The sequence below is a fragment of the Bradyrhizobium sp. SK17 genome, from assembly GCF_002831585.1.
In the GTDB taxonomy this organism is placed as follows: Bacteria; Pseudomonadota; Alphaproteobacteria; order Rhizobiales; family Xanthobacteraceae; genus Bradyrhizobium.
The window spans coordinates 161,495-184,943 of record NZ_CP025114.1 but is presented as its reverse complement, the minus strand read 5'-3'; the positions used below and the strand labels follow the sequence as shown (position 1 = coordinate 184,943).

The 23,449-nt window shown below is 57.2% G+C and carries 26 protein-coding genes and 1 pseudogene; 20 read left to right on the top strand and 7 right to left on the bottom strand.

All coding sequences use genetic code 11. The annotated features are described in order from the left end of the window. The first annotated feature begins 21 nt into the window (after positions 1-21). The 8 genes from CWS35_RS38210 (at position 22) to CWS35_RS38175 (ending at position 7,290) form a co-directional block, all read left to right on the top strand. On the top strand, positions 22-660 hold the full coding sequence (locus tag CWS35_RS38210) for a DsbA family protein (RefSeq protein ID WP_100554956.1): 639 nt from the start codon (positions 22-24) through the stop codon (positions 658-660). Beyond that, the gene (locus tag CWS35_RS38205) at positions 661-1,347 is read left to right on the top strand and encodes a L,D-transpeptidase (RefSeq protein WP_371412395.1); all 687 of its coding nucleotides are present in this window, start codon (positions 661-663) and stop codon (positions 1,345-1,347) included. A gap of 85 nt (positions 1,348-1,432) precedes the next feature. Further along, on the top strand, positions 1,433-1,867 hold the full coding sequence (locus CWS35_RS38200) for an isoprenylcysteine carboxylmethyltransferase family protein (protein WP_244626179.1): 435 nt from the start codon (positions 1,433-1,435) through the stop codon (positions 1,865-1,867). Between the two features lie 29 nt (positions 1,868-1,896). After that, positions 1,897-2,691, top strand: a complete 795-nt coding sequence (locus CWS35_RS38195) for a transcriptional initiation protein Tat (RefSeq protein ID WP_100554977.1) — start codon at positions 1,897-1,899, stop codon at positions 2,689-2,691. 9 nt (positions 2,692-2,700) lie between these two features. Then, positions 2,701-3,702 (top strand): substrate-binding domain-containing protein, encoded by a 1,002-nt coding sequence (locus CWS35_RS38190; RefSeq protein WP_100554954.1) that lies wholly within the window; start codon positions 2,701-2,703, stop codon positions 3,700-3,702. A 296-nt stretch (positions 3,703-3,998) separates the two neighbouring features. Then, positions 3,999-5,201 carry a bifunctional UDP-sugar hydrolase/5'-nucleotidase gene (locus CWS35_RS38185; protein ID WP_371682885.1) on the top strand — a complete coding sequence of 401 codons (1,203 nt, stop codon included), beginning with the start codon at positions 3,999-4,001 and terminating at the stop codon, positions 5,199-5,201. Positions 5,202-5,542: 341 nt separating this feature from the next. Then, the gene (locus CWS35_RS38180; protein ID WP_244626180.1) at positions 5,543-6,295 is read left to right on the top strand and encodes a c-type cytochrome; all 753 of its coding nucleotides are present in this window, start codon (positions 5,543-5,545) and stop codon (positions 6,293-6,295) included. After that, complete coding sequence (locus tag CWS35_RS38175) at positions 6,292-7,290, top strand: c-type cytochrome (protein WP_100554951.1); 999 nt, start codon at positions 6,292-6,294, stop codon at positions 7,288-7,290. The genes CWS35_RS38180 and CWS35_RS38175 overlap by 4 nt, the downstream gene beginning before the upstream one ends. Before the next feature lie 63 nt (positions 7,291-7,353). Here CWS35_RS38175 and CWS35_RS38170 read toward each other — a convergent pair whose 3' ends face one another. From CWS35_RS38170 to CWS35_RS38150, 5 genes and pseudogenes are all read right to left on the bottom strand, one after another. Continuing rightward, positions 7,354-8,232, bottom strand: coding sequence for a LysR family transcriptional regulator (locus CWS35_RS38170; protein ID WP_100554950.1), 879 nt, complete (start codon positions 8,230-8,232; stop codon positions 7,354-7,356). Between the two features lie 6 nt (positions 8,233-8,238). Further along, positions 8,239-9,341, bottom strand: a pseudogene (locus tag CWS35_RS38165) (YeiH family protein). An 86-nt stretch (positions 9,342-9,427) separates the two neighbouring features. Then, positions 9,428-10,228 carry an anti-sigma factor gene (locus CWS35_RS38160; RefSeq protein ID WP_100554948.1) on the bottom strand — a complete coding sequence of 267 codons (801 nt, stop codon included), beginning with the start codon at positions 10,226-10,228 and terminating at the stop codon, positions 9,428-9,430. Next, a complete protein-coding gene (locus CWS35_RS38155) occupies positions 10,225-10,734 on the bottom strand; it encodes an RNA polymerase sigma factor (RefSeq protein ID WP_100554947.1) in 510 nt (169 codons plus the stop codon). The genes CWS35_RS38160 and CWS35_RS38155 overlap by 4 nt, the downstream gene beginning before the upstream one ends. A gap of 66 nt (positions 10,735-10,800) precedes the next feature. Continuing rightward, complete coding sequence (locus CWS35_RS38150) at positions 10,801-11,220, bottom strand: nuclear transport factor 2 family protein (protein WP_244626195.1); 420 nt, start codon at positions 11,218-11,220, stop codon at positions 10,801-10,803. Positions 11,221-11,386: 166 nt separating this feature from the next. Here CWS35_RS38150 and CWS35_RS38145 point away from each other — a divergent pair, with 166 nt between their 5' ends. The 4 genes from CWS35_RS38145 to CWS35_RS38130 all read left to right on the top strand — a co-directional run bounded on the left by CWS35_RS38145 (position 11,387) and on the right by CWS35_RS38130 (position 14,642). Then, complete coding sequence (locus CWS35_RS38145; protein WP_371412394.1) at positions 11,387-11,806, top strand: DUF305 domain-containing protein; 420 nt, start codon at positions 11,387-11,389, stop codon at positions 11,804-11,806. Between the two features lies 1 nt (position 11,807). Then, positions 11,808-13,241, top strand: a complete 1,434-nt coding sequence (locus tag CWS35_RS38140; RefSeq protein ID WP_100554946.1) for a YncE family protein — start codon at positions 11,808-11,810, stop codon at positions 13,239-13,241. 201 nt (positions 13,242-13,442) lie between these two features. After that, a complete protein-coding gene (locus tag CWS35_RS39365) occupies positions 13,443-13,925 on the top strand; it encodes a hypothetical protein (RefSeq protein ID WP_151650825.1) in 483 nt (160 codons plus the stop codon). 297 nt (positions 13,926-14,222) lie between these two features. Continuing rightward, entirely contained in the window at positions 14,223-14,642 is a 420-nt protein-coding gene (locus CWS35_RS38130; RefSeq protein WP_100554944.1) for a MerR family transcriptional regulator, read from the top strand. Positions 14,643-14,695: 53 nt separating this feature from the next. Here the strand turns inward: CWS35_RS38130 and CWS35_RS38125 are convergent, their stop codons facing one another. Further along, complete coding sequence (locus tag CWS35_RS38125) at positions 14,696-15,172, bottom strand: DUF302 domain-containing protein (RefSeq protein WP_244626181.1); 477 nt, start codon at positions 15,170-15,172, stop codon at positions 14,696-14,698. 251 nt (positions 15,173-15,423) lie between these two features. Here CWS35_RS38125 and CWS35_RS38120 point away from each other — a divergent pair, with 251 nt between their 5' ends. The 5 genes from CWS35_RS38120 to CWS35_RS38100 all read left to right on the top strand — a co-directional run bounded on the left by CWS35_RS38120 (position 15,424) and on the right by CWS35_RS38100 (position 19,331). Next, positions 15,424-15,930, top strand: a complete 507-nt coding sequence (locus tag CWS35_RS38120; RefSeq protein ID WP_245439168.1) for an RNA polymerase sigma factor — start codon at positions 15,424-15,426, stop codon at positions 15,928-15,930. After that, positions 15,927-16,727 (top strand): anti-sigma factor, encoded by an 801-nt coding sequence (locus CWS35_RS38115; RefSeq protein ID WP_100554941.1) that lies wholly within the window; start codon positions 15,927-15,929, stop codon positions 16,725-16,727. The genes CWS35_RS38120 and CWS35_RS38115 overlap by 4 nt, the downstream gene beginning before the upstream one ends. 77 nt (positions 16,728-16,804) lie before the next feature. After that, positions 16,805-18,016: a molybdopterin-dependent oxidoreductase gene (locus CWS35_RS38110; RefSeq protein ID WP_100554940.1), complete on the top strand. Its 1,212-nt coding sequence runs from the start codon at positions 16,805-16,807 to the stop codon at positions 18,014-18,016. A gap of 11 nt (positions 18,017-18,027) precedes the next feature. Beyond that, positions 18,028-18,351: a sulfite:cytochrome C oxidoreductase subunit B gene (locus CWS35_RS38105; protein ID WP_100554974.1), complete on the top strand. Its 324-nt coding sequence runs from the start codon at positions 18,028-18,030 to the stop codon at positions 18,349-18,351. After that, on the top strand, positions 18,351-19,331 hold the full coding sequence (locus CWS35_RS38100; RefSeq protein WP_100554939.1) for an MBL fold metallo-hydrolase: 981 nt from the start codon (positions 18,351-18,353) through the stop codon (positions 19,329-19,331). Before CWS35_RS38105 ends, CWS35_RS38100 begins: the two co-directional genes overlap by 1 nt. 111 nt (positions 19,332-19,442) lie before the next feature. On the opposite strand, the gene CWS35_RS38095 is transcribed toward CWS35_RS38100, so the two are convergent. Beyond that, a complete protein-coding gene (locus CWS35_RS38095; protein WP_310473110.1) occupies positions 19,443-20,081 on the bottom strand; it encodes a nucleoside phosphorylase in 639 nt (212 codons plus the stop codon). A gap of 192 nt (positions 20,082-20,273) precedes the next feature. Here CWS35_RS38095 and CWS35_RS38090 point away from each other — a divergent pair, with 192 nt between their 5' ends. The 3 genes from CWS35_RS38090 to CWS35_RS38080 all read left to right on the top strand — a co-directional run bounded on the left by CWS35_RS38090 (position 20,274) and on the right by CWS35_RS38080 (position 23,387). After that, positions 20,274-20,831, top strand: coding sequence for an SAM-dependent methyltransferase (locus CWS35_RS38090; RefSeq protein WP_100554973.1), 558 nt, complete (start codon positions 20,274-20,276; stop codon positions 20,829-20,831). Positions 20,832-21,417: 586 nt separating this feature from the next. Further along, the gene (locus tag CWS35_RS38085; RefSeq protein ID WP_100554937.1) at positions 21,418-22,077 is read left to right on the top strand and encodes a response regulator transcription factor; all 660 of its coding nucleotides are present in this window, start codon (positions 21,418-21,420) and stop codon (positions 22,075-22,077) included. Then, entirely contained in the window at positions 22,074-23,387 is a 1,314-nt protein-coding gene (locus CWS35_RS38080; RefSeq protein WP_100554936.1) for an ATP-binding protein, read from the top strand. Before CWS35_RS38085 ends, CWS35_RS38080 begins: the two co-directional genes overlap by 4 nt. Positions 23,388-23,449: the final 62 nt, after the last annotated feature.

The following is a 23,449-nucleotide window of genomic DNA, read 5'->3' as shown; positions in this document are numbered from 1 at the left end:
TTTTATCCGAGGAGAGACATCATGTCCGCCACACGCCCGAACAATTTTGCAGCTCGTTTGATCCTCTCATTGGCTCTCTTGATGCCGATGGCCGTTTCTCACGCATTCGCGCAGGATGCCGACACGTCCGCCGAGGCCATCCAAAACGATCCGGCCACTCCCACCGCGGGAAATCCGAAAGGCGATCTGACGATCGTGACCTTCTTCGATTACAACTGCCCGTTCTGCAAGAAAGCCGAGCCGGCGTTGGAGCAGGTTGTGGAGGAAGATGGCCATATTCGCCTTGTTTATAAGGACTGGCCGATCCTTACCAAAGCATCCGTTTATGGCGCGCAGCTCGCGCTGGCCGCCAAATATCAAGGCAAATACGCCGCCGTCCACGCCGCGCTGATGTCGATTCCCGGTCCGAAGATTCCCGAAGATCAGATGCTTGCGGCGATTCGCAAATCCGGCGTCGACATGGACAAGCTTGACGCTGATCTCAAAGCGCATGGCGATGAGATCACCGCGTTGCTTCGGCGTAACCTCGCCCAGGCCGATTCGTTGGGATTGCAGGGAACGCCAGCTTATCTTGTCGGTCACTACAGGGTGACGTCTGCCCTGACCTATGACGGTTTCAAGCGTGCGGTGGCGGACGCTCGTGCCCAGGCAAAAAAATAAATGTCACGACTTGTGACGAACTCGCTCGCCCGCATCCGATGGGCCGGCAACGCCGCAATGGTTTTTGCCGGAATAGCATTATTGGCTGGATGTACCACAACGTCGTCTACGCCGGCGCCGGTGGCGTTTTCACCGCGGGCAAATCCGGCTGCTGCCCAGGCTTACGCCGCAACCACCAATGAACCGTACAAAGTGGATGCCATCGACGTCGCTGACATCGATCCCAAATACCTTCGGCAGGTGGTCGATTTTCCGACCCGTGAGCAGGTCGGAACAATCGTCGTCGATCCGCACGAGCGCTTTGTTTACCTGGTGCGAGAACATGGAAAAGCGTTGCGCTACGGTGTCGGCGTCGGGAAAGCGGGTCTCGAATTCACGGGGACTGCGACGATCGAATACAAGAAGAAGTGGCCGCACTGGACACCGACCAGCGACATGATCAAACGCGAACCTGCCCGCTACAAACCCTGGCAGAAAGGCATGGATGGGGGTGCCCGAAATCCGTTAGGCGCGCGCGCATTGTATCTTTTCAAGAATGGCAAGGATACGCTGTTTCGCATTCACGGCACGACCGAGCCTTGGAGCATCGGAAAAGCAGTTTCTTCCGGCTGCATTCGAATGGTCAATCAGGATATTATTGATCTTTACAGCCGGGTGCCTGACGGTTCGAAGGTCGTGGTTCGGTGATGCGCCTCGGCCTTGGCGCCGGTTCGTTAGCAGGCATGGAAGCCCAGATGATCGTGGATGAAAGTCAAAGTCCAAATTCTGTGCCGTGGCCGCCTCTCATTTTGGCGATAGCCATGGTTGCGAGTCTCGGACTTGGTCTATTGTCCCTTTACCTGTCCGGAGCGATCTCTGGATACGGATTACAGGGTTCGTCGTTGCGTCCGTTGGCATCGCACTCGATCTATGCGCCATTTTGACAATGAGACGGCGTCAAACCAACATTCTTCCTCATCGCGCCGCAGGCCGGCTTGTGACCACGGGGCCGTTCAGTTTCACCCGCAATCCTATTTACGTCGGTAACGCGACTTTGATGGCGGGTGTCGGGGTCGCTTTCGGGAATCTCTGGTTTGTTCTTTTGGGCGTTGTTTCTGCGCTCGCCGTGGATCGACTGGCCATTCGCCGTGAAGAGCGTCATCTCGCGGCGCGTTTTGGTCAGGAGTGGATCGACTATGCATCTCGGGTCCCGAGATGGCTCATCTGAACGCCGTGTGGGGCTACTGGAGAATTAGAATGACCATGATTGGACGACGAACCGCGATGCAAGCGTTGGGGCTGGGAACTATTGCCGGTGCCATGAGCCTCTCTGCAATAGATCAAGCGTCGGCGAAGGAGGCTGACGGGTCCGTTCTCGTTCCATCGGACGGGCATCATCTAAAAAAGTTATCGGATCAACTCGACAAGCTGACGAGGCGAAGGGATTTCAAGACCGTTCCCATGATTCTGACGGAGACCGATCAGTGGGATGCCGAGGCCCTTAACGCCGTTATTTCGTACAAGGCGCCGTACAAGCAGGTCTGGGACAACACGGAGATTGGCAGCCCCTGGCTCAACCTGATGCGCAATTCGATCAATGCGCAGGTGTGGTCCTTCAAGCATCCCGACTTCCTGGCGGTGTCGGCGACCCATGGAACGGCGCATTTAGCATTGTTTGACGACGCGACCTGGGAAAAATATCAACTGACGAAGCTTGCGGGACAGAAGTTCAAATCAAACACCCTGATCAAGGAATCGTCTGCTGCCAAAGCGGATGCGAAGAATTTTGAGGACGCCAACGGCGTATTCTCACCGGCTGACAATTCAATTCCGATATTGATGAGACGGGGCGTCGTGTTTCTGTCCTGCCACAATGCAATATGGGAGGAGGCAGCCGCACTCCTCAAGGCCGAGAGTAACCCCGACAAGCTGAATCACGAGCAACTCGCGGCGGAGCTAACGAATCATCTTCTACCCGGGGTGGTGCTCACGCCGGGCGCCGTTGGGACGCTACCCGAGTTGCAACGAGCCGGCTTCCACTACGCCAAATAAGGAGCGACCATGATTTTAAAAGCAATCGTTGCAAGCTTGGTTGCACTGGGCGCAGCAACACCAGTCATTTCGTTGGCCAGCGAGGGTTGGAGAGGGCAGGCCGAAACTCCGCACTACAAGGGAGATGTTTTCCCTCCGTGGCAAAAGGGCGAGAATAACGATGCCGTTAACCGGGGTTTCGAGTTCACCATTCCGGAGGTTAACAGTCTGGCGGATTTTCACGGCGACATAACGGATCCCAAGCTGGTTCTGTATGTTGGCGGCAATTACTTTTTCGCGATGGCGCCACTTGTGAAGGCGTTTGAGGAGAAGCATCAGGAATACAAAGGCAAGATCTACTGGGAGACGATTCCACCGGGCTTACTCGTCAAGCAAATGAAGGCCGGCGGAACGATCACTTCGGGTAATATGACGTGGACCGCCAAGCCGGATGCCTATTTTGCCGGCCTTGTGAAGGTCAAGCAGTTAATCGATGACGGATTATTGGTCCCGCCTGCGGTGCCTTACGTGACCAACACGTTGACGATCATGGTGCCGAAAGACAACCCCGCTCAGGTGAAGAGTCTGGCTGATCTCGGGCAGCCCAAGGTCCGGCTGGCAATGCCCAATCCGGAGTTCGAGGGGATTGCCCGCCAGATCAAAGCGTCGTTGCAAAAGGCGGGTGGAGAAAAGCTGGTCAAATCCGTGTACGAGGACAAGGTGAAGGACGGCAGTACCGTGCTGACCCATATCCATCACCGGCAGACGCCGCTATTTCTGATCCAAGGCGTAGCTGACGCGGGCGTGACCTGGCAATCCGAGGCCGTTTTTCAGGAGCAAGTCGGCCACCCGATCTCACACGTCGAAATTCCGGCGGAGCAGAACACAACGGCCATTTATGCTGGGGCGGAAGTTCACGGCGCGGCGCATCCTGACGCTGCCAAAGCATGGCTAGAGTTTATCAAATCGCCTGCAGCTCTCACCATTTTCGAGCGGTACGGATTCAAACGCTATGAAGCAGCGGGCAAATGAGATCAACCAGGAGCGCGACTGTGAAGCAGCATAAAATATAGGAAGATCATCATCGCCGCCGCGGCGATCGTGCCCCACAGAAACACATAGCGAACATTGTGACCGACGACAGCCCCTCTCGCCTCAACATCCGTTCGCTCAATGGGAGTCGTTTCGCGATCTGCCATACCATCTCCGACCTCCCGCTATTCTCACCCTCTCATATCGGAACTAGTTCCGACTGATCTCGTTTGAAATAACGTCTGACAAGAGCTCCCAGCCCAATCGTTTAACGTTTTTCAAAATGAAAGCTTTCCATGGACGCCCGGAATCTGACGATCATCCAGGTCAACGACACCCATGGCTACCTGGAGGCTCACCCCGAACTGATGTGGCATGGCGATACCGCCGCATATCCCATCATGGGAGGTTACGCGCGTATCGCGTCTATCTTAAAGGGCGCTCGGGCAGAGGGCCATGGATCGGTTCTTGCCTTGGACAACGGCGATACGTTCCACGGGACGTATCCTGTAGTGAGCAGCAAAGGTGCTGCACTCGTCCCGCTGGTCAATGCGTTGGGGTTCGATGCCATGACTGCGCATTGGGAGTTTGCATGGGGACCGCGCCATTGGCGCGCATTGTCTGCCCAGCTGAATCACCCGATGCTTGCGATCAATTGCTACGATGTAGAAACCGGCGAATTGTACTTTCCGGCATCGATTGTAATCGAACGAGGTGGCCTTCGCGTCGGCATAATCGGCATCGCCGCGACCATCATTGACAAGAGTATGCCGCCCTACTTCAGCGAGGGAGTGCGCTTTACGTCAGGGTGCGAAGAATTGCCCGCCGAAATCAGTCGCTTGCGCAACGACGAGGGCGCAGAACTGATTGTTGTCCTTTCCCACCTTGGCCTCCCGCAGGATATCCGCGTTGCTCATGTGGTGAAAGACATTGACGTGATCGTGAGCGGTCATACCCACAACCGTCTCGAACAGCCGGCCCGCATCGGAAATACGCTTATCATCCAGTCTGGGTGCCATGGATCATTCGTTGGTCGACTTGATCTGACTGTCGCGGATGGAAAAATTGCTGGTTGGCGACATCGCCTGATCCCTGTCGATCAGTCGATCGCAGACGATGCTGAGATGAGCGCGCGTATCGAAGGTGTGATGAAGCCGCATCGAGAGATGTTGAATGAGGTCGTCGGGCAGACGGCCGTTGGCTTGCATCGGGACACTAATCTATATGCGCCGATGGACGATCTTCTACTCGCCGCGATAGCAACCGCTGGCGATACGGATATCGCCTTTTCGAACGGGTGGCGATACGGCGCACCGATACCGCCTGGCCTCATTACGATGAATGATTTGTGGAACATCATCCCCACCAATCCACCGGTGTCGACGGTCGATCTGACGGGTACCGAGATTCAGGAAATGATGGAGAAAAACCTTGAGCGAACGTTTTCAGCGGATCCCTTCGGACAGATGGGAGGATACCTCAAGCGATTTCGGGGCTGACCATTTACGGCAAGCTGGAAAATCCGCCAGGTCAGCGGATCGAGCATATCTTCAGGCGAGGCGCGCCTGTCCTCGCTGGCGAGACCTATAGAGCGGCGTTCGTAACGGCGCAGGGCGTACCAAAGCAGTTCGGGCGCAATCGCAGGGACCTTCCCGTTCGGGCAATCCAGGCTCTCGTCGCTTACCTAAAAGAAAGCAAGGCCGGCACAAAAGAGGGAATCGGGCGTTTTATAGCTGCGTAAGGATGCCGTCTGCAAAGTTGATTCCAGATTATTTCAGTGCATGATCGCCTGCATGAGCAGGGCAAAACAACAACGGCCCGATACTACGGAGGAAGTAGCTTGCTTGGCACACCCTGGGTTGAGATGCATTTCCCGCATGCGTTGGACGGGCGCCAGGTTGCCGAAAAAGCGATCGTGCTGCCGGTGGTGATTGTCTGCATCACACTGCTCTTCCTGGCGCTACTGTACTCTGGTCCGGCGCGGGCATTCGACGGCAAGAATATCGCCGCGAATGGCAATGGCCGCGATGCGCCTGCGTGCTCCGCTTGCCATGGCGAGCAAGGAGAAGGCCGGCCCGACGCCGCATATCCGAGGTTAGCGGGTCTGGACAGCCAGTATCTTGTTCAACAACTCAATGCATTTGCGGAAGGGAAGCGCGACAATGAAACGATGCATCCGATCGCAAAGGCGCTTACGCCGGACGAACGTCAGGCCGTCGCGAATTTTTATGCCGGACTCACAACGGCGGTGGTAGCGGAGCCGAAAAAGGCTGACGACAAGGCAATTGCGATTGGCGCTGCTTTAGCGAGCCGCGGCGACTGGTCGAAGGGACTGCCGGGGTGCGGCCAATGTCACGGCGCTATGGGACAGGGTGTCGGCAAGACATTCCCGAAACTGGCGGGTCAATCGTCCGAATATATAACGAGCCAATTGAAGGCGTGGAAAGACGGAACGCGAACGAGCGATCCTTTGCATCTTATGACAGGGATCGCCAGCAAGTTGGATGATAAGCAGGTTGCCGCCGTCGCAGCCTACTATGCAACTTTGCCGGCTGCTAAACCGTCAACAACGCCGCAAGGATCGAAGCTATGAGCGGGCATAAGCCAGATAAAGCCGCGTGGGCCGCAGGCATACTGTTCGTGGGGCTGGCGGGGTTCATCGGCTATACGCTGCCCAGAAACAGCGATACGCCCAAGAAAACTGAACCTGCGGTGGTGCAGGCAGCCAAGCCCGTCGCAAGCAGCGTCGCACAAAAACACGAAAGTCAAAAAGTGGTGTTCAAGCCGCCAGGCGAAGATGAAATTCCAAAAAATGAATTCGGCGACATGGTTCGGCTGGGCGAAAAGATTTTTCACGATACGCAAAGCAACGCAAAAGAATTCGTCGGCAACTCATTGCAGTGCTCAAACTGTCATCTTGATGCGGGGCGCCTAGCCAATGCCGCCCCACTCTGGGCGGCCTACGTGGCGTTTCCGACCTATCGTGCGAAGAATGGACATGTGAACACGTTCCAGGAGCGCATGCAGGGCTGCTTCATGTACAGCATGAACGGAAAGGCTCCCGCCTTGAATGACAAGGTCTTGGTCGCATTGGAAAGCTACGCGTATTATCTTGCCAAGGGGGCACCAATCGGTGCGGAATTGCCTGGAAGAGGTTATCCTAAATTGGCTAAACCCGCGAAGCTCGATTACGCACACGGGCAGCAGGTCTATGCGGAAAAATGTGCGCTCTGCCACGGCGCCGATGGTCAAGGGCAGAACGCGACGGACGGTTCGGTTGTTTTTCCGCCGCTGTGGGGCGCCAAGTCTTTCAACTGGGGCGCCGGCATGAGTTCAATCACCAACGCCGCTGGATTCGTCAAAGCGAATATGCCGTTCAGTCAGGGTAATACCCTCACCGATGAAGAGGCATGGGACGTCGCGTCTTACATCGATAGTCAGGAACGTCCTCAAGACCCCCGCTTCAAAGGTTCGGTCGCTGAGACTCGGAAGCAACATCACGATTCGCCGATGGATATGTACGGACAAACCGTCAACGGCATTGTTCTCGGGCAGAATTCGGTGCCTTCCGGACCCGCTAAGAATTGATCTGTATGGCGGCTATTATGCGCGAGGCTGCCAATTCGGTATCCAAGCCCGTTTCCGCGCCTCCTAGGCACGTAAGGAGGCAATGAATGCCTTCTCCGCCTGACTCGCATATCGCTCTTTATGCCGTAACCAGAAAAACGACCGCCGCGGTAAATCAATCTCAACGCGGTGAAGCGTCCCGGCGGTAACCGAAGCTCTCACAACCAGGTCTGAAATTGCGGTGGCGCAGTCGCCGGCTTCAACCGCGGCGCGTACGGCTTCATTGGACGGAAGTTCTAGCGCGAGTCGAAGATCGGATAGCTTGATTTTGAATTTCCGAAGCGCTGTTTCGAACATCGATCTCGTGCCGGAGCCGGACTCTCGCAATACCCAATCGGCTGCCAAAAGGTCTTTCGGTGCAATTTTTGTTCGACCAACCCATGGATGTTTCGTTCCAACGACCACGATGAGCGAATCTCCATCCATTTTGCTGATAGTAAGGGAGGCATCGTCGACTTCACCTTCCACAAACCCAAGATCTGCGTAACCCTGATGGACGGCACGTGCGACCTGCTCTGTATTTGCAATCGTCATGTTGAGATTAATACCAGGATAAGACATGTGAAAAGTCTGGATGCGCGGCGGTAGCCAATAGTTTGCAACAGTCTGGCTGGCTGCGATGGCCAACGCGCCACGTTTGAGCCCGGCTAGGTCATTCAGTACCTGCGCTGCTGTTTTGGCTCGCGCCACGACAGCGCGGGCTTCGTCGAGGAAGTCGCGCCCGGTCTGCGTTAACACGATGCCTCGGCCGATACGGTCGAACAACTTGATACCATAACGCGATTCGAGCGCCGCGATCGCGGCGCTCGTTGCTGATTGGGTCAGGTTCAATTCGCTCGCTGCCTGTGTGACATGTTGCTTTTCCGCAACCGCGATGAAGATACGAAGCTGTTCCAGCGTCATGAACCGTTACCCAATCATTTTGATCAGCGCCAGACTGAAGCCTGCGATGAAAAGGAAGGCGAGGGCGCCCAGTATGGCAGGCCGAAAGCCCTTGGCCGTCAGCTTGCGAATGTCAGTCTCCAGCCCCATCGCCGCCAGCGCAACGGAGAGCAGGAACGTCGTCACTGCTACAACCCAGACTTTTGCTTCGGCCGGAACGGTGATCAGGCTATTGACGCCGACCAGCGCCACGAAGCCGAGCACGAACCACGGCATCGGCGGCCGGGCCGATGACGCGCTCGCGGCCGGATCGTTCTTCTTGGCGGCGCGAGCCGCCATCAATCCCAGCGCGATCACCATGGGAGCGAGCAGCATGACACGCGACAGTTTTGCGATTGTTGCGAACTCGCCGGCCTTTTGTCCATCCTGGAAAGCTGCCGCGACGACTTGCGCAATTTCGTGAATCGATGCGCCGGTCCATAATCCGAACGCGTGCGGATCGAGATGTAACAGCCCGGCAATAGCGGATAGGCAAACATCGCCACCGACCCGAAGACTGTCACACAGGCGACCGCGTAGGCAACGTCTTCATCATGAGCGTTGGTCACCGTGTTGGTCGCGATGACAGCCGAAGCGCCGCAGATGGATGTTCCGGCTGCGATCAATTGCGCGAGTTTGCGGTCGACGCCCAGCAGTTTGCCTGTCCATACGGTAAAAGCAAAAGTGGCCAGCAACGTCGCCGCGATGATGCCGATGCCGCGTCCACCGACCTCGATCACCTGTGTGATCGTTAATTGGAGCCCGAGCAAAATGATCGCGATGCGCAGCAGCCGTCGCAGGCTGAACGTTACTCCCGGCTTGGCGATCGCCGGCGTGCCGGCGAGGTTATGGAAGGCGATGCCGATCAGGATGGCGAGGATCATTGGGCTGAACGTCGCCATTCCCGGCAGCTGCCGGAGCGCATAAGCCGATGCCGCCACCGCCGACGTCAGGAGCAAGCCCGGCAGGACAGCCAAGGTTGCAGCGCCCAGCCCACGTTCCGGTCCTGAAGGCACGGGTCCGGCGGTATCGTTGTCGAGCGAGACGGTGACGTCGGCGCGTGAAACGATTGGCGAAGCTAGGGTGTTCATGAGTTGGCTCCATTGGCTTACCAACCCAATATCGGCATCTTTAATCAATCAATCCAACAGATTATAAGTGTCAAATCAATCGATTTTTACGATTTATTGTTTAGCGGTTTTGACTTTTCGATCTGATGATGGACCGCGTCCACGATCGGCAACAATCTCTCGCGGCTGGCCGCAGCCGAGAGCGCAAATCCAAGCCCACGATCGATCCAGTAGAACGCCGAAATGTTACCCTCGCGAACGAAGCGATAGGCGGTCTCGCCACTTTCGCCATTTCGGAGGTAGAGCGTCAGGCGAGTTCCGTGATCATCGTCATACATCAACATAGCGGCGACGCCGTTGGTTGCTGCAGGCAGCACACGACCGCCCATCAAGCGGAAACCAAATCCGGTCAGGTCTGGCGTCTTGATGGGCTGACCCAGCCGGTTGGACAGCCATTGAACCAGATGATCCTGTTCGGTCGCCTTCACCTCGACCGGATGGGCAGCATCAACAACGAAGGTTCGATAGGCAGAGATGGCGTCACTGACCATCACGCCTTGAACACCGCTGCTGGCCGGCCATTCGGTCTTTGCGATCCAGCCGGTGGCGCCCCCTGCGACAAGCAAGAGCACGGATGCAGCCATCAAGTTGAGTTGGCGAAGACGACCCTGCCGTCTGATGGCGCGAATGTTCGAGATGCGATGACGGGCCGGAATAGGTTCGGCGGCTTTCGACGCCAATTGATCGCGCAAGGTCTCGCGCTGCGTCCGCCATGCGGATATCTGGGCGGCAACGTCCGGGTTTGACTTCAGATACGCTTCGACCTTCTCAAGGCGATCCTGCGGCAGACGCCGGTCGACGTAGGCGTGCAGATCGTCCTCGCCGATTGGGCTCTCGTGGTTGGTCATTTTACCCTCCGCAACACGGCGGTGCGGCCGGTTTCCATATATTCCCGCAGCTTCTCACGGCCACGGCTGAGGCGTGACATGACCGTGCCCACGGGCAGGCCGAGTACACGCGCGGCCTCATCGTAAGATAAATCCTCCACACCCACGAGCAGGATCACCGACTTTTGGTCCTCCGGCAACGTTTCCAGACCGGCGAGAATGTCGCGAACCGCCGTACTGCTATCGGGCGCGCCGTCCGACGTTGGCGGCTCGGTCACATCCTCCCAGGCAAAATGAATCCCGCGGCGGCGCTTTTGACGATAGGTGTTGATGAACTGGTTACGCAGGATGGTGAGAAGCCATGCCTTCAGGTCGCCATCGTGATGCCGCAGATGCCATCGGCCAATCGCACGTTCGAGACAGTCCTGAACGAGATCGTCAGCGGCATCGTGCTGCCGCACCAGCGCGAACGCATACCGGCGCAGTGCGGGAATGTGCTGTTCCAGAAAAACCGCGGTTTCGTCCAAGACAAAGCCTCTCGCCCGTCTTCTCCAGCCGGGATGAGGCGTTCATCCCAGCCAGAGTTATGAAGCTTAAAAAGTTGCGTTCGGATCGACCTGCCAGATTTCGTCGCCCAGCTTGCCGTCACGATAGACCATCACATAGCGAACCTTGACGGTATTCTTGCCGGCGAACGCCACATTCGCAGTAACCGTGGACCCCTTCGGGTTTGCAGATTCGGCAATCGCCGCGACCGTGGCTTTTTGATCGCCCTGGGCCTTGGTGAATTTGCCCCAGACTTCCTTGAGCTTGTCGGCGCCGGTGTATTGGCCGTCCAGCGGACCGCCAACCCAATGCAAGGTTGCCCCATCGGCATAGGATGACGTAACGGCGGCAACGTCGCCCTTGGCAATGGCGTCGATACGGGCCTTGGCCATATCCTCGGCCGGGCCAGCAAAAGCAGCACCCGTCAGCAGCGTAAGTGCGACGGTCGAAAGCAGGAAAGTCTTCACGGCGATCTCCTTGTGAATGGTGTCAGCCTGCAGAAGACGCTGGTTCGACGACTTTATTCCGATGCCCACCTTGTTTTCTGTCACGCTATCGTGACGCGCATTCTCGGATACCACGGAATTTTCTCGTCTGCAGGGCGTCCCCGCATGACCTGTAAGCGAGGAGCACATGTCAAAATACATCATGACCACGGCACTTGGTGCCGCTCTCATCGTCGGCACCGCTGTCTTTGCTCATGATGGGCAGATGCATCATTTGCCGACGAGTTCCACCACCGACAATTCGTTCGACGCCCAGATGGGTCGCGCCATGGAGCTCATGAATCGCGACATGATGGTTGCGCCTTCGGGCGATCCTGATCGTGACTTCGCGGCGATGATGATTCCGCATCATCAGGGTGCTGTCGATATGGCGCGCATCCAGTTGCAATTCGGGAAGGATCCGGTGCTGCGGCGTCTGGCACAGGGCATCATCGTCGAGCAATTGCAGGAGATAGACGTCATGAAACGCGCGTTGACGCAGCTCCCGGCCCACTTATCGCAGCCAACCGAACCGGCAACATTCAATCTCAACCACAAGGATTTTTGACATGAAAGCCCAACTATCGATTTGTGTGCTGCTTGCGACGACACTGTCGGCGACGGCTGGCCAAGCGCCCGGCGCAGCGGAAAAGCCTGACATTGCCATTAATTCGCGTGATCGCTTTTACACATCGGACCAATTCTCGAACACCGTCTCGGTGATTGATCCCATGAGCAATAAGCTGCTCGGTGTCATCAAGCTCGGCGATCCAGCGCCCGGCAATCTCAGTCCGCTTTATAAAGGCCAGTTGCTGGTTCACGGCATGGGGTTTTCGCCCGACCACAAAACCCTCGCAGTAATTTCGATTGGCTCCAATTCCGTCAGTTTCATCGACACCGCGACCAATACTGTGAAACACGTCACCTATGTTGGACGCTCGCCGCACGAGGCGTTCTTCACGCCCGATGCCAAGGAAATCTGGGTCGCGGTGCGCGGCGAAAACTACATCGCTGTACTCGATGGCAAAACCTACAAGGAAACGCGCCGGATTGAAGTTCCGAACGGTCCCGGCATGACGATTTTCTCGCCCGACGGCAAATACGGCTACATCTGTTCGAGCTTCAGTCCGGAGACGGTCGTTGTCGCCACCGACAGCCACAAAATTGTTGGCCGCGTCAAACAGGAAAGCCCATTCTGTCCGGATATCGCAGCAACCCCGGATGGCAAGCAGGTCTGGCTCACGTTGAAGGACGTCGGCAAAACCATGGTTTTCAATGCAAAGCCGCCATTCGATGTCATCAAAACGATCGATACCGGTCCGATCACCAACCATGTCAATATTGTCCGTAACCGCAACGGCCAATTCGCCTATGTGACTGTCGGCGGACTCAATTCGGTCAAGGTATTTCGGACCGATACGTTCGAGCAAGTAGCCATGATAGAAACCGGCGCGCTTCCGCACGGCATCTGGCCGTCCGGTGACGGCACGCGGGTCTATGTCGGACTCGAAAACGCCGACGCGGCGGCAGCGATCGACACGATCGAGAACAAGCTGATCGCGACTATCCCGCTCGGACAAGCGCCACAGGGCGTTGCCTATGTACCCAACGCGGTGCCATCAGGCGACGGCATTGCCAATTTACAGCCCCTCGCGGCAGCATCCGAATCCGCGCAGCTTAAGCTCGCTGCACCCGGCGGAAAAACTGCGACGCAAGTAACGTTGTTCAATCAGGGGCTGGTGCAAGTCGTACAAGCTGCGGTGACCGGGCTTGAACCGAAGAAGGCATACACGTTGGCGTTATCAAGCAGCGCTAATGGCGAAGGCCCGCTTCAGCCTTTGGCCGCATTCATGACCAATCCAGCCGGCGCCGCCATCGTCAACACAGTGGGACCCATTCGCCAATTGATCGAGGCAAAGCAGGATGACGCTCGGCGTTACCTGGTAATTGCGGCAGGATCGGCGAGCGACCTCAGCGCTGCTGTACAAGTTCAAATGCCTTGAAATCTTCGGCGCTCTTTCATTCCATGGTCGTGCTGCTAGAAACGCGGCACGACCATGACAGGTCGGACTCATTGATCGTAGCTGTCGATTGGAAGCACACGAACAATGAATTGGATCAATGGATTGGCTCTGCTTACGTTCATTATAACGAACGGTGGAAGGCGACATGCCCCATCGAAGCTGTGAACGATAAGGAGCCAGATGATGGCACAAGTAGCGTTACAAGCACCCAAAGGTGCGTTTCAAGCGAATTCCCTTCCAGTCGCGCGGCGATCAACGTCGGTTGCCAGGATCCCGCTAACCCAGCCGCTTCTGAAGCAATCGACCGCTGTTCATCCAGCTGCAATCTGGATTTCAATCGGAGCTTTTGCCTGGTTCGTGATAGCAGCCTGGATTGGCTTTGCTGGAGACCGCGAAGCCGCTGTCTCGATCGTCATGGTTGGATTCATCAATGTGATGCTCATCGGCCTGCTGGCAGGAGGCGGATGGTATTCTCGCAACATGACGCCGGAACGATCTATGACGCGGTCGTTTGGCGCCTTTGTCAGAGGTCCGGTTGATACGGCAACCGGCAGGATCACCGGCCGTGAAGCTCTGCTGCAGATCGCTGCGTTGCCCGTGATTCTTTCGATGGGTGGAACCATTATCGTGATGCTCGCTGTGTGGTGCGGAGTCGGCGGATAGAGAAGCGTCTGTCGAGCGATCGTAGTTACGCCCACAGGCATGCAATGTCAGCCAAGCGAAGTCCGTGGATTCCTTATCATGCTGGAATGAAACGAAGGCCGCCTGTAAAGGCGGCCTCCTTCTTGAGTTACGGACACAATGGGCAAGCAGCGGCCACTGTACCGCCAAAGACAGCGAGAGCGAAAACTGCTGTCATCAACCGAACGATCATTTTTTTCTCCTTGTCGAGCCACTAGGTTTTGACTCGATGTTATCCTAGAACCTGTAGCAACTACAGATACAAGGGGATTTTGAGGAATGAGCAAAAAGTCTGCTGGACCGATGTTGATCGGTGGTCTCGCCGGAGAAACTGGCACCAACATTGAAACGATCCGCTACTACGAGCGCGAAGGGCTTATCGCTGTCCCACCCCGCACAAGAGGGGGGCATCGAGCTTATGAACAGCAGCACGTACAGCGGCTTTCATTCGTCCGGCGCAGCCGCGAGCTTGGCTTTTCTCTGAACGATATACGGAAATTGCTGCAGTTGGCGGACAGCGGCACGATGTGTACGACCGCTGCAAAAGAATTGACCGCGCGTCATCTGGACGATGTACGCGGGAAAATTGGGAGTCTCAAAAAGCTGGAAAAAGCGCTGGCGGCGTTGGCGAAAGCCTGCGCGCCGGGCGAGTCCGTTCCTTGTCCAATTTTGGAAGCGCTGTCGTCGCCCGCATCGTAAGCTTGTGGGCCGGCGATTCAAAGCAATGTCCGGAAAGAAGCGGAATCAATTTGTTATTGCGTGCTCTGGTCGCTGGCCTCGGCAAGGAATTTCTCGAGTCTCTTGGCGGCTTCCTCCGGAACGGCGAGACCATGGCGAGGAGAGATCACCTTTGCGCCGTACTCGCTGGAATTATACGTCAGCCAGACCTTGTCCTGATCGTCTTGCCAGACCAACGCCTTCATCGGCAGGTCAATGGCGAGCGTGGCGCTCTTGGTCATCGGAGGCGTTCCAGCTTTTGGATTGCCGAAAACGATGACGGTTCGCGGACGCATTTCCAATCCGGCTTCCTTTGCCGCGGCGGCGTGGTCGATGCGACTGAAGATAACCCATCCTCCCGCAGCCTTCGCCTTGATGGCGGCTTCAAACTTCTCGATAGTGTCTTTGACGGAGTATTTGCTTGGCTTTGTGATCAAACCATCGTCTGCGAAGGCGAACGTAGACGATATTGCTATCAGGCCTGCTGCGATAACCATGCTTTTCGATATCACGTCGAACCCTCCTTGCGTTGGCACTCTCGGATCCACTGATCCGCTTGCCGGAGTGCAATGTATCAGCCTCCGCACAACACCGCTCTGGCGAATGACGGATAGCGTTTAGGCCAGGATGAAAACATCGTGATTAAACGTCAGGTAACATTGGAGATTTCTGCTTGGCAGAAGGATGAAGGCGACACGCCGGCCATTTGGCAAGGTGGCGAAAGTTCATTAGGCTGGCCGGCATGCGCAAGTCGAGACGCACCGTGGAAGCCGCTCTTGAGCTGAATTGGAGCCGTTTGTTCGGCTATGCATTGAGTTTGACCGGCGATACCGACAACGCACGCGATTTGATTCAGCAGAGCGCGCTTAATGCTCTCGCAAGCAAAAATGCTCCGGATGACCCTGAAGCCGCTCGCGCCTGGCTTTTCAAAATTGTCAGAAATGCCTCGATAGACCAATACCGGCGTAAGAAGGTCCGCGCCGATGACGCGTTCGCTGACGAATTCCAAAACGGAGGATGGGGATATGACGATCGGGTGATTGCGGAGATCACCATTAGGCAAGGGCTGGGTAAGATCGATCCGGCCTACCGTGAAATTATTGAACTGGTCGATATCTGGGGTTTCCAGTATGCCGATGTTTCTACGGTGCTCGATATCCCTGTCGGGACTGTCATGAGCCGTTTGAGTCGCGCGCGGTTAGCATTACTGGAAATCGTTGCAGAAGATAACTTGAGGCCGATGCGGTCGTTGCGAAGCCAGCAGAAATGACGACAGATGATATCGAGATGAGCTGGGACTTGCTGAACGCTTATGTGGACGGCGAACTCGACCGTTTCATGTCGGCAAAGGTGGCTGCGGCCGTTGCACAAGACGCAACGCTAGCGGCGCGGGTCGCAACGTTGTCGAAATTGAAAGCGAGCGTGCACCAGCTTGAATTTTCCGCAGGTCAACTGCCTCCGCTTCCAATCGGATTGCAGGGCCGCCGGTTTGCGGCGTGGCGCATCTACGCCGCCGCTGCGAGCCTTGTCGCGGTCTTGGCTGCCGGTCTGTTGATCCATTCTCACCCTGCTCCGAAAGCGGCTCAAGCCTGGCTGGACGGCGCGTTGGCCGCGCAACAGCAATGGCTTGCATCCGCTTCGCGGAATAATCCCGACGATCGAACCATCGTGACAATTGACGCTGCCGCAGCGGCCCGTCCGCTGGACCTTTCCGATGCCCAACTCAAGCTGGTTTACGTCGCACAGATGCCCTCATCAATCGGCGGCGAGACAGCGTTCCTGGGCTATCGCGGCCCGCATGGCTGCATGGTCGGCTTCTGGATCGGTACTCCGCCAGCAGGCCTTGAGTCGGCGCCGAAGTCGCTCGATGCGGGAGATTTTCGCGTGCGTGCGTGGCGCGATCGGGTGGCGGGCTACGCTTTGATAGCCAAGGGAATGGACCCCACCCGTATTGATCGTCTTGCCGAAGCTGTCGCACGGCTTGTCGACCCCGGCCAGATCGTCGATGACGGCATTCGTACCGCATTGCGGAATGTAACACGGACCGGAACCGCCTGTCGGGTCTAGGCAAAAAACTTTGGAATAAATTGGGCCAGTGATGCGTTTCATCTCCTTGGCGGGAATATGTCCCCTGGGAGAGACTAATGATGAACCGAAGGACCGCCCTCAAGGGCGGAGCGGCTTTGCTGGCCGGAAGCGGCATGATCGGTGGATCGTCGCTCGCAAGCTTCGCAGCCGAAACTGTGACGCTGCCGTTCGAGAATGGCGAGCGGCCGCTCGTCAAATATCCTCAGAAGCGCACGATGATCGGCCTCACCAGCCGGCCGCCCCAGCTTGAAACACCGTTTTCCGTGTTCAATGAAAATATCATCACGCCGAACGACGCGTTCTTCGTGCGGTACCACCTGGCCGATGTGCCGCTGGATATCGATCCCGACAAATTTTCCGTCGATATCAAGGGCAAGATCGACAAGCCAATGAAGCTGTCGCTTGCCGACATCAAAAAAATGCCGGCGATGGAATTGATTGCGGTCAATCAATGCTCCGGCAACAGCCGCGGGTTTTTCAACCCGCGCGTCGCCGGTGGTCAGCTTGGTAATGGGGCCATGGGCAATGCGCGCTGGAAAGGCGTACCGCTCAAGACGGTGCTCGACAAGGCCGGTGTCCAGTCAGGCGCCAAGCAAGTCGTGTTCGGCGGCATGGATGGGCCTGTGAGCGACAAGACCCCGGACTTTGCCAAGGCGCTCGAGATTGACCATGCCCGCGACGGCGAGGTGATGCTGGCCTATGCCATGAACGGCCAGGATTTGCCTGTACTAAATGGATTTCCGCTGCGGCTGATCGTGCCGGGATACTACGGCACCTATTGGGTCAAGCACCTCAACGAAATTAACGTCGTCGATAACGTGTTCGACGGCTTCTGGATGAAGACCGCTTATCGCATCCCCGATACCGACTGCGGTTGTGTCGAGCCTGGCACGGCGCCGAAGGCGACGATCCCCATCAACAAGTTCACGGTGCGATCGTTCATCACGAATGTCGCCGATGGAGCCAAGGTAAAAGCTGGCGCGGAAACGCCGCTGAAGGGTATCGCGTTCGACGGCGGCACGGGCATCAAGATGGTGGAAGTCTCGATCGACGGAGGCAAGACATGGACAACGGGAACGCTGGACAAGGACCTTGGCAAATACTCATTCCGCGAATGGCGGTTGCCGGTGAAATTGGCCGCAGGAGCGCATGAGTTAAAGGTTCGTGCAACCAGCAACGACGGCAAGACGCAACCGATGGAAGCGCTCTGGAATCCAGCGGGCTATCTGCGCAACGTGGTCGAGACCGTCCGCGTCACGGCGGCTTGAGGATGATGACCATGAAGCGATTAGCACTCACGTTCGCAGGCGTCGTTGCACTCGCCGTTGCCGGTTCCGGTCTTGCTGTGGTCAGCGCCAAGCCCGTATCTTACAAGCTTCCCGATGAGACTGCGGCGTTTAAGCCTGGTCCCAACCTAGAAGTTGTCCAGAACAACTGCACGGCCTGCCACTCCGCTGACTACGTTAAGACCCAACCGCAGGGTCCAAAGTTCAAGAAGGATTTTTGGCAGGCGGAGGTGACAAAAATGATAAAGGTCTACGGCGCGCCGATTGAAGATGCCGACGTTGGCAAAATCGTGGACTATCTCGCCGCGACTTATTGATGAGCGGCGCAGTTGCCGCGGCGTGCCGATCGGCAACGGAACGCAGGAGGCGGCGTCAGTCGGGCTCGCGATGGCGGCGGCGCCTGGCGGCCGTCGCCACAATTCTAGCGCTGGCAGTTCCGCTCAAAGCCTTCGCCGCGTGTTCCGCACCTGTCGCTGTTCAGGTTCTCGGCTCGGGCGGCCCGGACTCAAACGACGCCCGGGCGAGTTCAGGGTATCTGTTGTGGGTGGATGGCGAAGCGCGGCTTCTGGTCGATGCTGGGGGAGGCGTTTTCCTGCGTTTCGGCGAGGCCAAAGCAAAGTTCGAGTCGCTCGATGCCATCGCCATCACGCATCTGCATGCCGATCACGTCTCCGACCTTCCGGCACTGCTCAAGAGCGGCTTTTTCGGTGAGCGGCAGCGCCCGTTACCGATCGTCGGCCCCAGCGGCGGCAGTGCATTTCCCGGCATGAAGGAATTTATGCGCGCGCTGTTCGATCCAAAACGAGGGGCGTTCCGATATCTGTCGGGTTATCTCGACGGGAGCGGAGGGATGGTTCGCGCTGATATCATCGAAATGAATGCCGCCGCGGCGACGCCAAAAGCTGCCTTTGGAAACGACCGGTTCAAATTGACGGCCATCGGCGTCAAACATGGCCCGGTCCCCGCACTTGGTTATTTGGTCGAGGTCCGCGGTCGCCGCATTGCCTTCGCCGGTGACCAGAATGGCGACAATTCCGCTTTCGCCGCCATGATCAAGGGTGCAGACATCCTCGTAATGGATCACGCTGTGCCAGAAATGGCGGACCCGGTTTCGCGTCAGTTGCATGCGAGGCCGAGTGAAATCGGATTACTCGCCGCCAAGAGCGGCGTGGCTCAACTCGTATTGTCGCACAACATGGCGCGCAGCCTTGGCCCGCTACAGGAAAATCTTGCCATCATACGACAACATTACGATGGACCTACCAAAGTCGCCGAAGATTTGATGTGCTTCGATTGAGCTAAGCGACATTGACAGTAGACGCACGAAGCGATGCAGAACGGCGATATTCCTGACACCAGGAACGGGTCGATTAAAGAATCTAAAGATCACTTCGAGAAATTTTGAAACTCAATACGCGAGCAAGGCGCCTACAACCGCGCCCAGCATATTGAGCGCGTCACGCGTGCCATCAGCCTCTCCCTTTTCGAAGTCATCGTCAGTCTGTCCCATAGTATTAGTGACATGGGCCAAACATAGCAGCCGAACACCCGCAATCCGGGCGAAAGTGTAAAGCGCTGCGGCCTCCATCTCGACGGCAAGGATCCCCTTCTCGCGTGCAGCTTCAATAGCTTCAGCGGTTTCGCGAAACGGGGCGTCCGTCGTCCAGCTTGAGCCAACGACCGCCTGCAGCGTTGTTTCGAGTATCGCATCGGCCGCCACTTTCACCATCTGCGGATCGGCCTCTGCAAATTCAGAAGGGGTCGCATAGTGATAGCTCGTTCCCTCATCGCGGAGCGCTCGATCAATAATGACAAAATACGGCGGAGTTTTTGATGGCAGGATCTGGCCCGCCGACGTTAGGCTCACTAGCAAACGGCAACCACTTGCGAACAATTCTTCTGCCACGAGCACCGCGAATGGGGCTCCCACAACGCGGCCAATAATTCCTACCTGCTGCCCCGCAAGCAGGAATGTGTCGAGCTCGGTATGGTAACAGGGCCAACCTGCAAATGGCTTGGCTCGCCCCGTCTCGCGTAGGACACGCACGAGGTCTCCATCGGGGTCCAGTAGACATACCGAGGGCACCTGAACCGCTGCTATATTCTTTTGGCGTCTTGCCTCGCGCAGCAGCGTCGAAGGTACGAATACTGACGGCGACGAGGCGTGCTTATTGTCGAGTATCGGGGGCGTAACCATTTTGGGTCAACCTTACATCACCGGTGATGAATGGGAGTTTTCATGAGCGACGAGAATCGTCAAGCGCATTGGGATGAAGTCTATACCAGCAAGGGTGAGAATGCGGGTAGCTGGTTTCAGGAGAACCCGGCTCTATCGCTCGAACTGATTAAGCTCGCTGGAGTAACTTCGGCCTCAGCCATCGTGGATATCGGAGGAGGTGCGTCACGTGTTGTTGATGGTCTGATTGCCAACGGGTTCGAGCGTGTAACAGTGCTCGAATGGGTGACGGTGGATGTGACAAAATGGGAGCCGTCAGAAAATTACGATATTTGGCACGATCGCGCAGCGTTTCATTTTCTCACGGAGGCTGCCGATCGCATCGCCTACACGCGCCGACTCAAAACGGCACTCAGATCAGGCGGCCACATTATCATTGGAACGTTTGCTCTAGACGGCCCGGAGCGATGCAGTGGTTTACCAGTCATTCGTTATGATGCGGCAGGTCTGTCAGAAGAGATTGGACCGGAATTTGAATTAATCGCCACCCAGCCGCATGAACATATCACGCCGCGCGGTGCAACGCAGCGATTCCAATTCAGCACTTTCCGAAGAACATAACCGTACTCAATGACATTGCAATTGATCCGAGCGTGATGTTTGTGCGCCTGCACTGAATATCGAAGCAAGCGAAAACCTCTATGTCGTCTCGTCTCGCGGCTCTGCGCTGATGCAGGCCATATACAATGACTATCCGTCAGAGACGTGTCTCCCATAAACGCCGCGCGTTGGCGACGACACAAATTGATCGCCAGCTCTAGGGCACACTCAAGAGCTGGCGGAAATCCGCAGAGCTGCGCTGCCATCGGTTCGACAGTGCTGTACCGTAAGCGTCGGGAATGCGCTGAGCGCAAAAAGTTTTAAGATGTTGATAAGAGCAAGAAATGCTACGCAAAGATTAAAGCTGTGAAAGGTCCGATGGACGTTCTAAATGGGCTCGATTCAATCGACCTCATGGTTTGTAAGATGAGACTGTCAAGGGCGTCAGGATAAAGCGACGTCCGAGCGAATGAACCACGTCCTGTTCGCGCACAAGTCTTGGACCGAAGATTGGCACCATTCTATTGTAATGGAAAAGCCATCGAGTGGGCGCGGCGGTTTCCCTAAGTAGCGTGGCCTTTTGCCCCGGGATGTGAGTGAATTGGCGATGCGCGTTCTGCTCTTGGAAGACGACGCGATGATCGGCGAGGGCCTTTCCCGGACGCTTGCGGAGGAAGGCATGTCGGTAGATTGGGTGCGCGCCGGCGGAGAGGCGGAAGCCGCGCTCGCCGATGGCGGACATGCGATTGTGCTGCTCGACCTCGGGCTGCCTGGCGTTGAAGGTCTCGATCTTTTGAAGGCGGCGCGGAGCCGGGGGTTCGATACACCTGTGCTGATCATCACGGCGCGCGAAGGGCTTGATTCTCGGGTGGCCGGGCTCGATCTCGGCGCGGACGACTATCTCGTCAAACCGTTCGAGACACGGGAGTTGCTCGCCAGAATGCGCGCGGTCCTTCGCCGTCGGGCGGGCAGCGCGACATCCTATCTGGTGACGGGCACGATTGAGCTCAACACCGAGACCCATGAGTTGTCGCATGCCGACATCGTGCAGGTATTGCCTGCCCGCGAGTACGCTTTGATGCACGCCTTGATGGAGCGCCCGGGTCGTATTCTTTCCCGCGCGCAGGTGGAGGAGCGTATTTACGGCTGGGGAGAAGAGGTGGAAAGCAACGCGGTCGATGCCCTGATCTACTCGATACGGCGCAAGTTTGGGAAGGACATCATCTTCAATGTGAGGGGGGCGGGCTGGATGGTACAAAAATCATGACGACGGTATCGCTCCGGCGAGCAACCCTTGTCTCGATGACCGTTCTTCTGACCTTGGTCGGCGCCGCCGCGATGTTGCTCGCCTACAAGCTTGCGCGTGACGAAGCCGCTGATTTTCTTGACGGGCAGCTACGCCAGGTTGCACTCAACGCCGGTTTGGGTCTTCCCGATGCTGACGCGCCGCCGGCCAGCGATCAGGATCCGGAAGATCAGATTGCGGTAACGATCTGGAAGGGTGGCGTCGTTGTCCATACCACGCTTCGCGGTCTCAATATCGCGCGGCCGAGGAAACCTGGCTTTGAAAATGTCGTCATCGCCGGCGAACCTTGGCGGGTTTATTCAACGGACAACGACACCTGGACCGTGCTGGTCGCGCAGCGCGACAAGGTTCGTCAGGAGTTTGCCCGAAGCGCCGCCGTGGGGGCCGCGGCGCCGATCCTGATCGTCATACCGCTGTCCTGGCTCGTCGTCGGCTGGGCGCTGAACCGGATGCTTGGACGGTTGGACACCTTGGCGCGAGATATCGCCAATCGAAGTGCGGTAGCGGCCGCAGCCATTCCCCTCACCGGAATTCCGGTCGAAGTGGCGCCTCTGGTCGAAAGCATGAACGGCCTGATCGAGCGCCTGCGCGCCGCCGTCGAAGCGCAGAAGCGGTTTCTCTCCGACGCGGCGCATGAACTCCGCACCCCGCTCGCCGCGATGCAAATCCAGGTAGATAACCTCAAGATCAACAGTTCCGGTTCGGTCGGAGCGGAATTCGAGGCTGGCAAGGCGGCACTTGCGCAGGGCGTAAGGCGCGCGAGCGCCCTCGTCGGTCAACTGCTGCGACTGGCTCGCCTCGATGAACCCGTAGCACCCCTCAGCGAAACGGTTGAGGTGGGTCCGCTGCTGCTCGACTGCGTCGGCGATCATGTGGTGCTGGCCGAACACAAGGGCATCGATCTCGGGGCCCGGATGGAGACGTCCGCGACGCTGCATGGTTCGGTCGAGGAATTGCGCGTTCTATTCGCAAACCTGATCGATAACGCCGTGCGGTACACGCCCTCCGGCGGGCAGGTGGACGTTTCCCTGACTCTGCGCGACGGGCGAAGCGTTGTCGAGGTTCTGGATACGGGTACCGGTTTGCCGCCCGGCGCCGTTTCCCGCATCTTCGATCGGTTCTATCGCGCGTCGCCGCCGGACGTCGAGGGAACCGGTCTGGGGCTGGCGATCGCGCGGCGAATTGCCGAGCGCAACGGTCTTGTCCTGACCGTCGAGAATCGCCCCGACGGGGCCGCCGGCGTTCTCGCGCGCGTCACATTACCGGCATAGCGCTCTTTTTTCTTCTCGCCCCACCCAGGCTCATTTTGTCCTCAGTCTCCGGGGCCATGGTC

What these genes read in the sequence shown, in the direction of transcription:
- CWS35_RS38210 (WP_100554956.1), top strand. Translation starts at nt 22, where the DNA reads ATGTCCGCCACACGCCCGAACAATTTTGCAGCTCGTTTGATCCTCTCA.
- CWS35_RS38205 (WP_371412395.1), top strand. Translation starts at nt 661, where the DNA reads ATGTCACGACTTGTGACGAACTCGCTCGCCCGCATCCGATGGGCCGGC.
- CWS35_RS38195 (WP_100554977.1), top strand. Translation starts at nt 1,897, where the DNA reads ATGACCATGATTGGACGACGAACCGCGATGCAAGCGTTGGGGCTGGGA.
- CWS35_RS38190 (WP_100554954.1), top strand. Translation starts at nt 2,701, where the DNA reads ATGATTTTAAAAGCAATCGTTGCAAGCTTGGTTGCACTGGGCGCAGCA.
- CWS35_RS38185 (WP_371682885.1), top strand. Translation starts at nt 3,999, where the DNA reads ATGGACGCCCGGAATCTGACGATCATCCAGGTCAACGACACCCATGGC.
- CWS35_RS38175 (WP_100554951.1), top strand. Translation starts at nt 6,292, where the DNA reads ATGAGCGGGCATAAGCCAGATAAAGCCGCGTGGGCCGCAGGCATACTG.
- CWS35_RS38170 (WP_100554950.1), bottom strand. Translation starts at nt 8,232, where the DNA reads ATGACGCTGGAACAGCTTCGTATCTTCATCGCGGTTGCGGAAAAGCAA.
- CWS35_RS38160 (WP_100554948.1), bottom strand. Translation starts at nt 10,228, where the DNA reads ATGACCAACCACGAGAGCCCAATCGGCGAGGACGATCTGCACGCCTAC.
- CWS35_RS38145 (WP_371412394.1), top strand. Translation starts at nt 11,387, where the DNA reads ATGTCAAAATACATCATGACCACGGCACTTGGTGCCGCTCTCATCGTC.
- CWS35_RS38140 (WP_100554946.1), top strand. Translation starts at nt 11,808, where the DNA reads ATGAAAGCCCAACTATCGATTTGTGTGCTGCTTGCGACGACACTGTCG.
- CWS35_RS39365 (WP_151650825.1), top strand. Translation starts at nt 13,443, where the DNA reads ATGATGGCACAAGTAGCGTTACAAGCACCCAAAGGTGCGTTTCAAGCG.
- CWS35_RS38130 (WP_100554944.1), top strand. Translation starts at nt 14,223, where the DNA reads ATGAGCAAAAAGTCTGCTGGACCGATGTTGATCGGTGGTCTCGCCGGA.
- CWS35_RS38115 (WP_100554941.1), top strand. Translation starts at nt 15,927, where the DNA reads ATGACGACAGATGATATCGAGATGAGCTGGGACTTGCTGAACGCTTAT.
- CWS35_RS38110 (WP_100554940.1), top strand. Translation starts at nt 16,805, where the DNA reads ATGATGAACCGAAGGACCGCCCTCAAGGGCGGAGCGGCTTTGCTGGCC.
- CWS35_RS38105 (WP_100554974.1), top strand. Translation starts at nt 18,028, where the DNA reads ATGAAGCGATTAGCACTCACGTTCGCAGGCGTCGTTGCACTCGCCGTT.
- CWS35_RS38100 (WP_100554939.1), top strand. Translation starts at nt 18,351, where the DNA reads ATGAGCGGCGCAGTTGCCGCGGCGTGCCGATCGGCAACGGAACGCAGG.
- CWS35_RS38090 (WP_100554973.1), top strand. Translation starts at nt 20,274, where the DNA reads ATGAGCGACGAGAATCGTCAAGCGCATTGGGATGAAGTCTATACCAGC.
- CWS35_RS38085 (WP_100554937.1), top strand. Translation starts at nt 21,418, where the DNA reads ATGCGCGTTCTGCTCTTGGAAGACGACGCGATGATCGGCGAGGGCCTT.
- CWS35_RS38080 (WP_100554936.1), top strand. Translation starts at nt 22,074, where the DNA reads ATGACGACGGTATCGCTCCGGCGAGCAACCCTTGTCTCGATGACCGTT.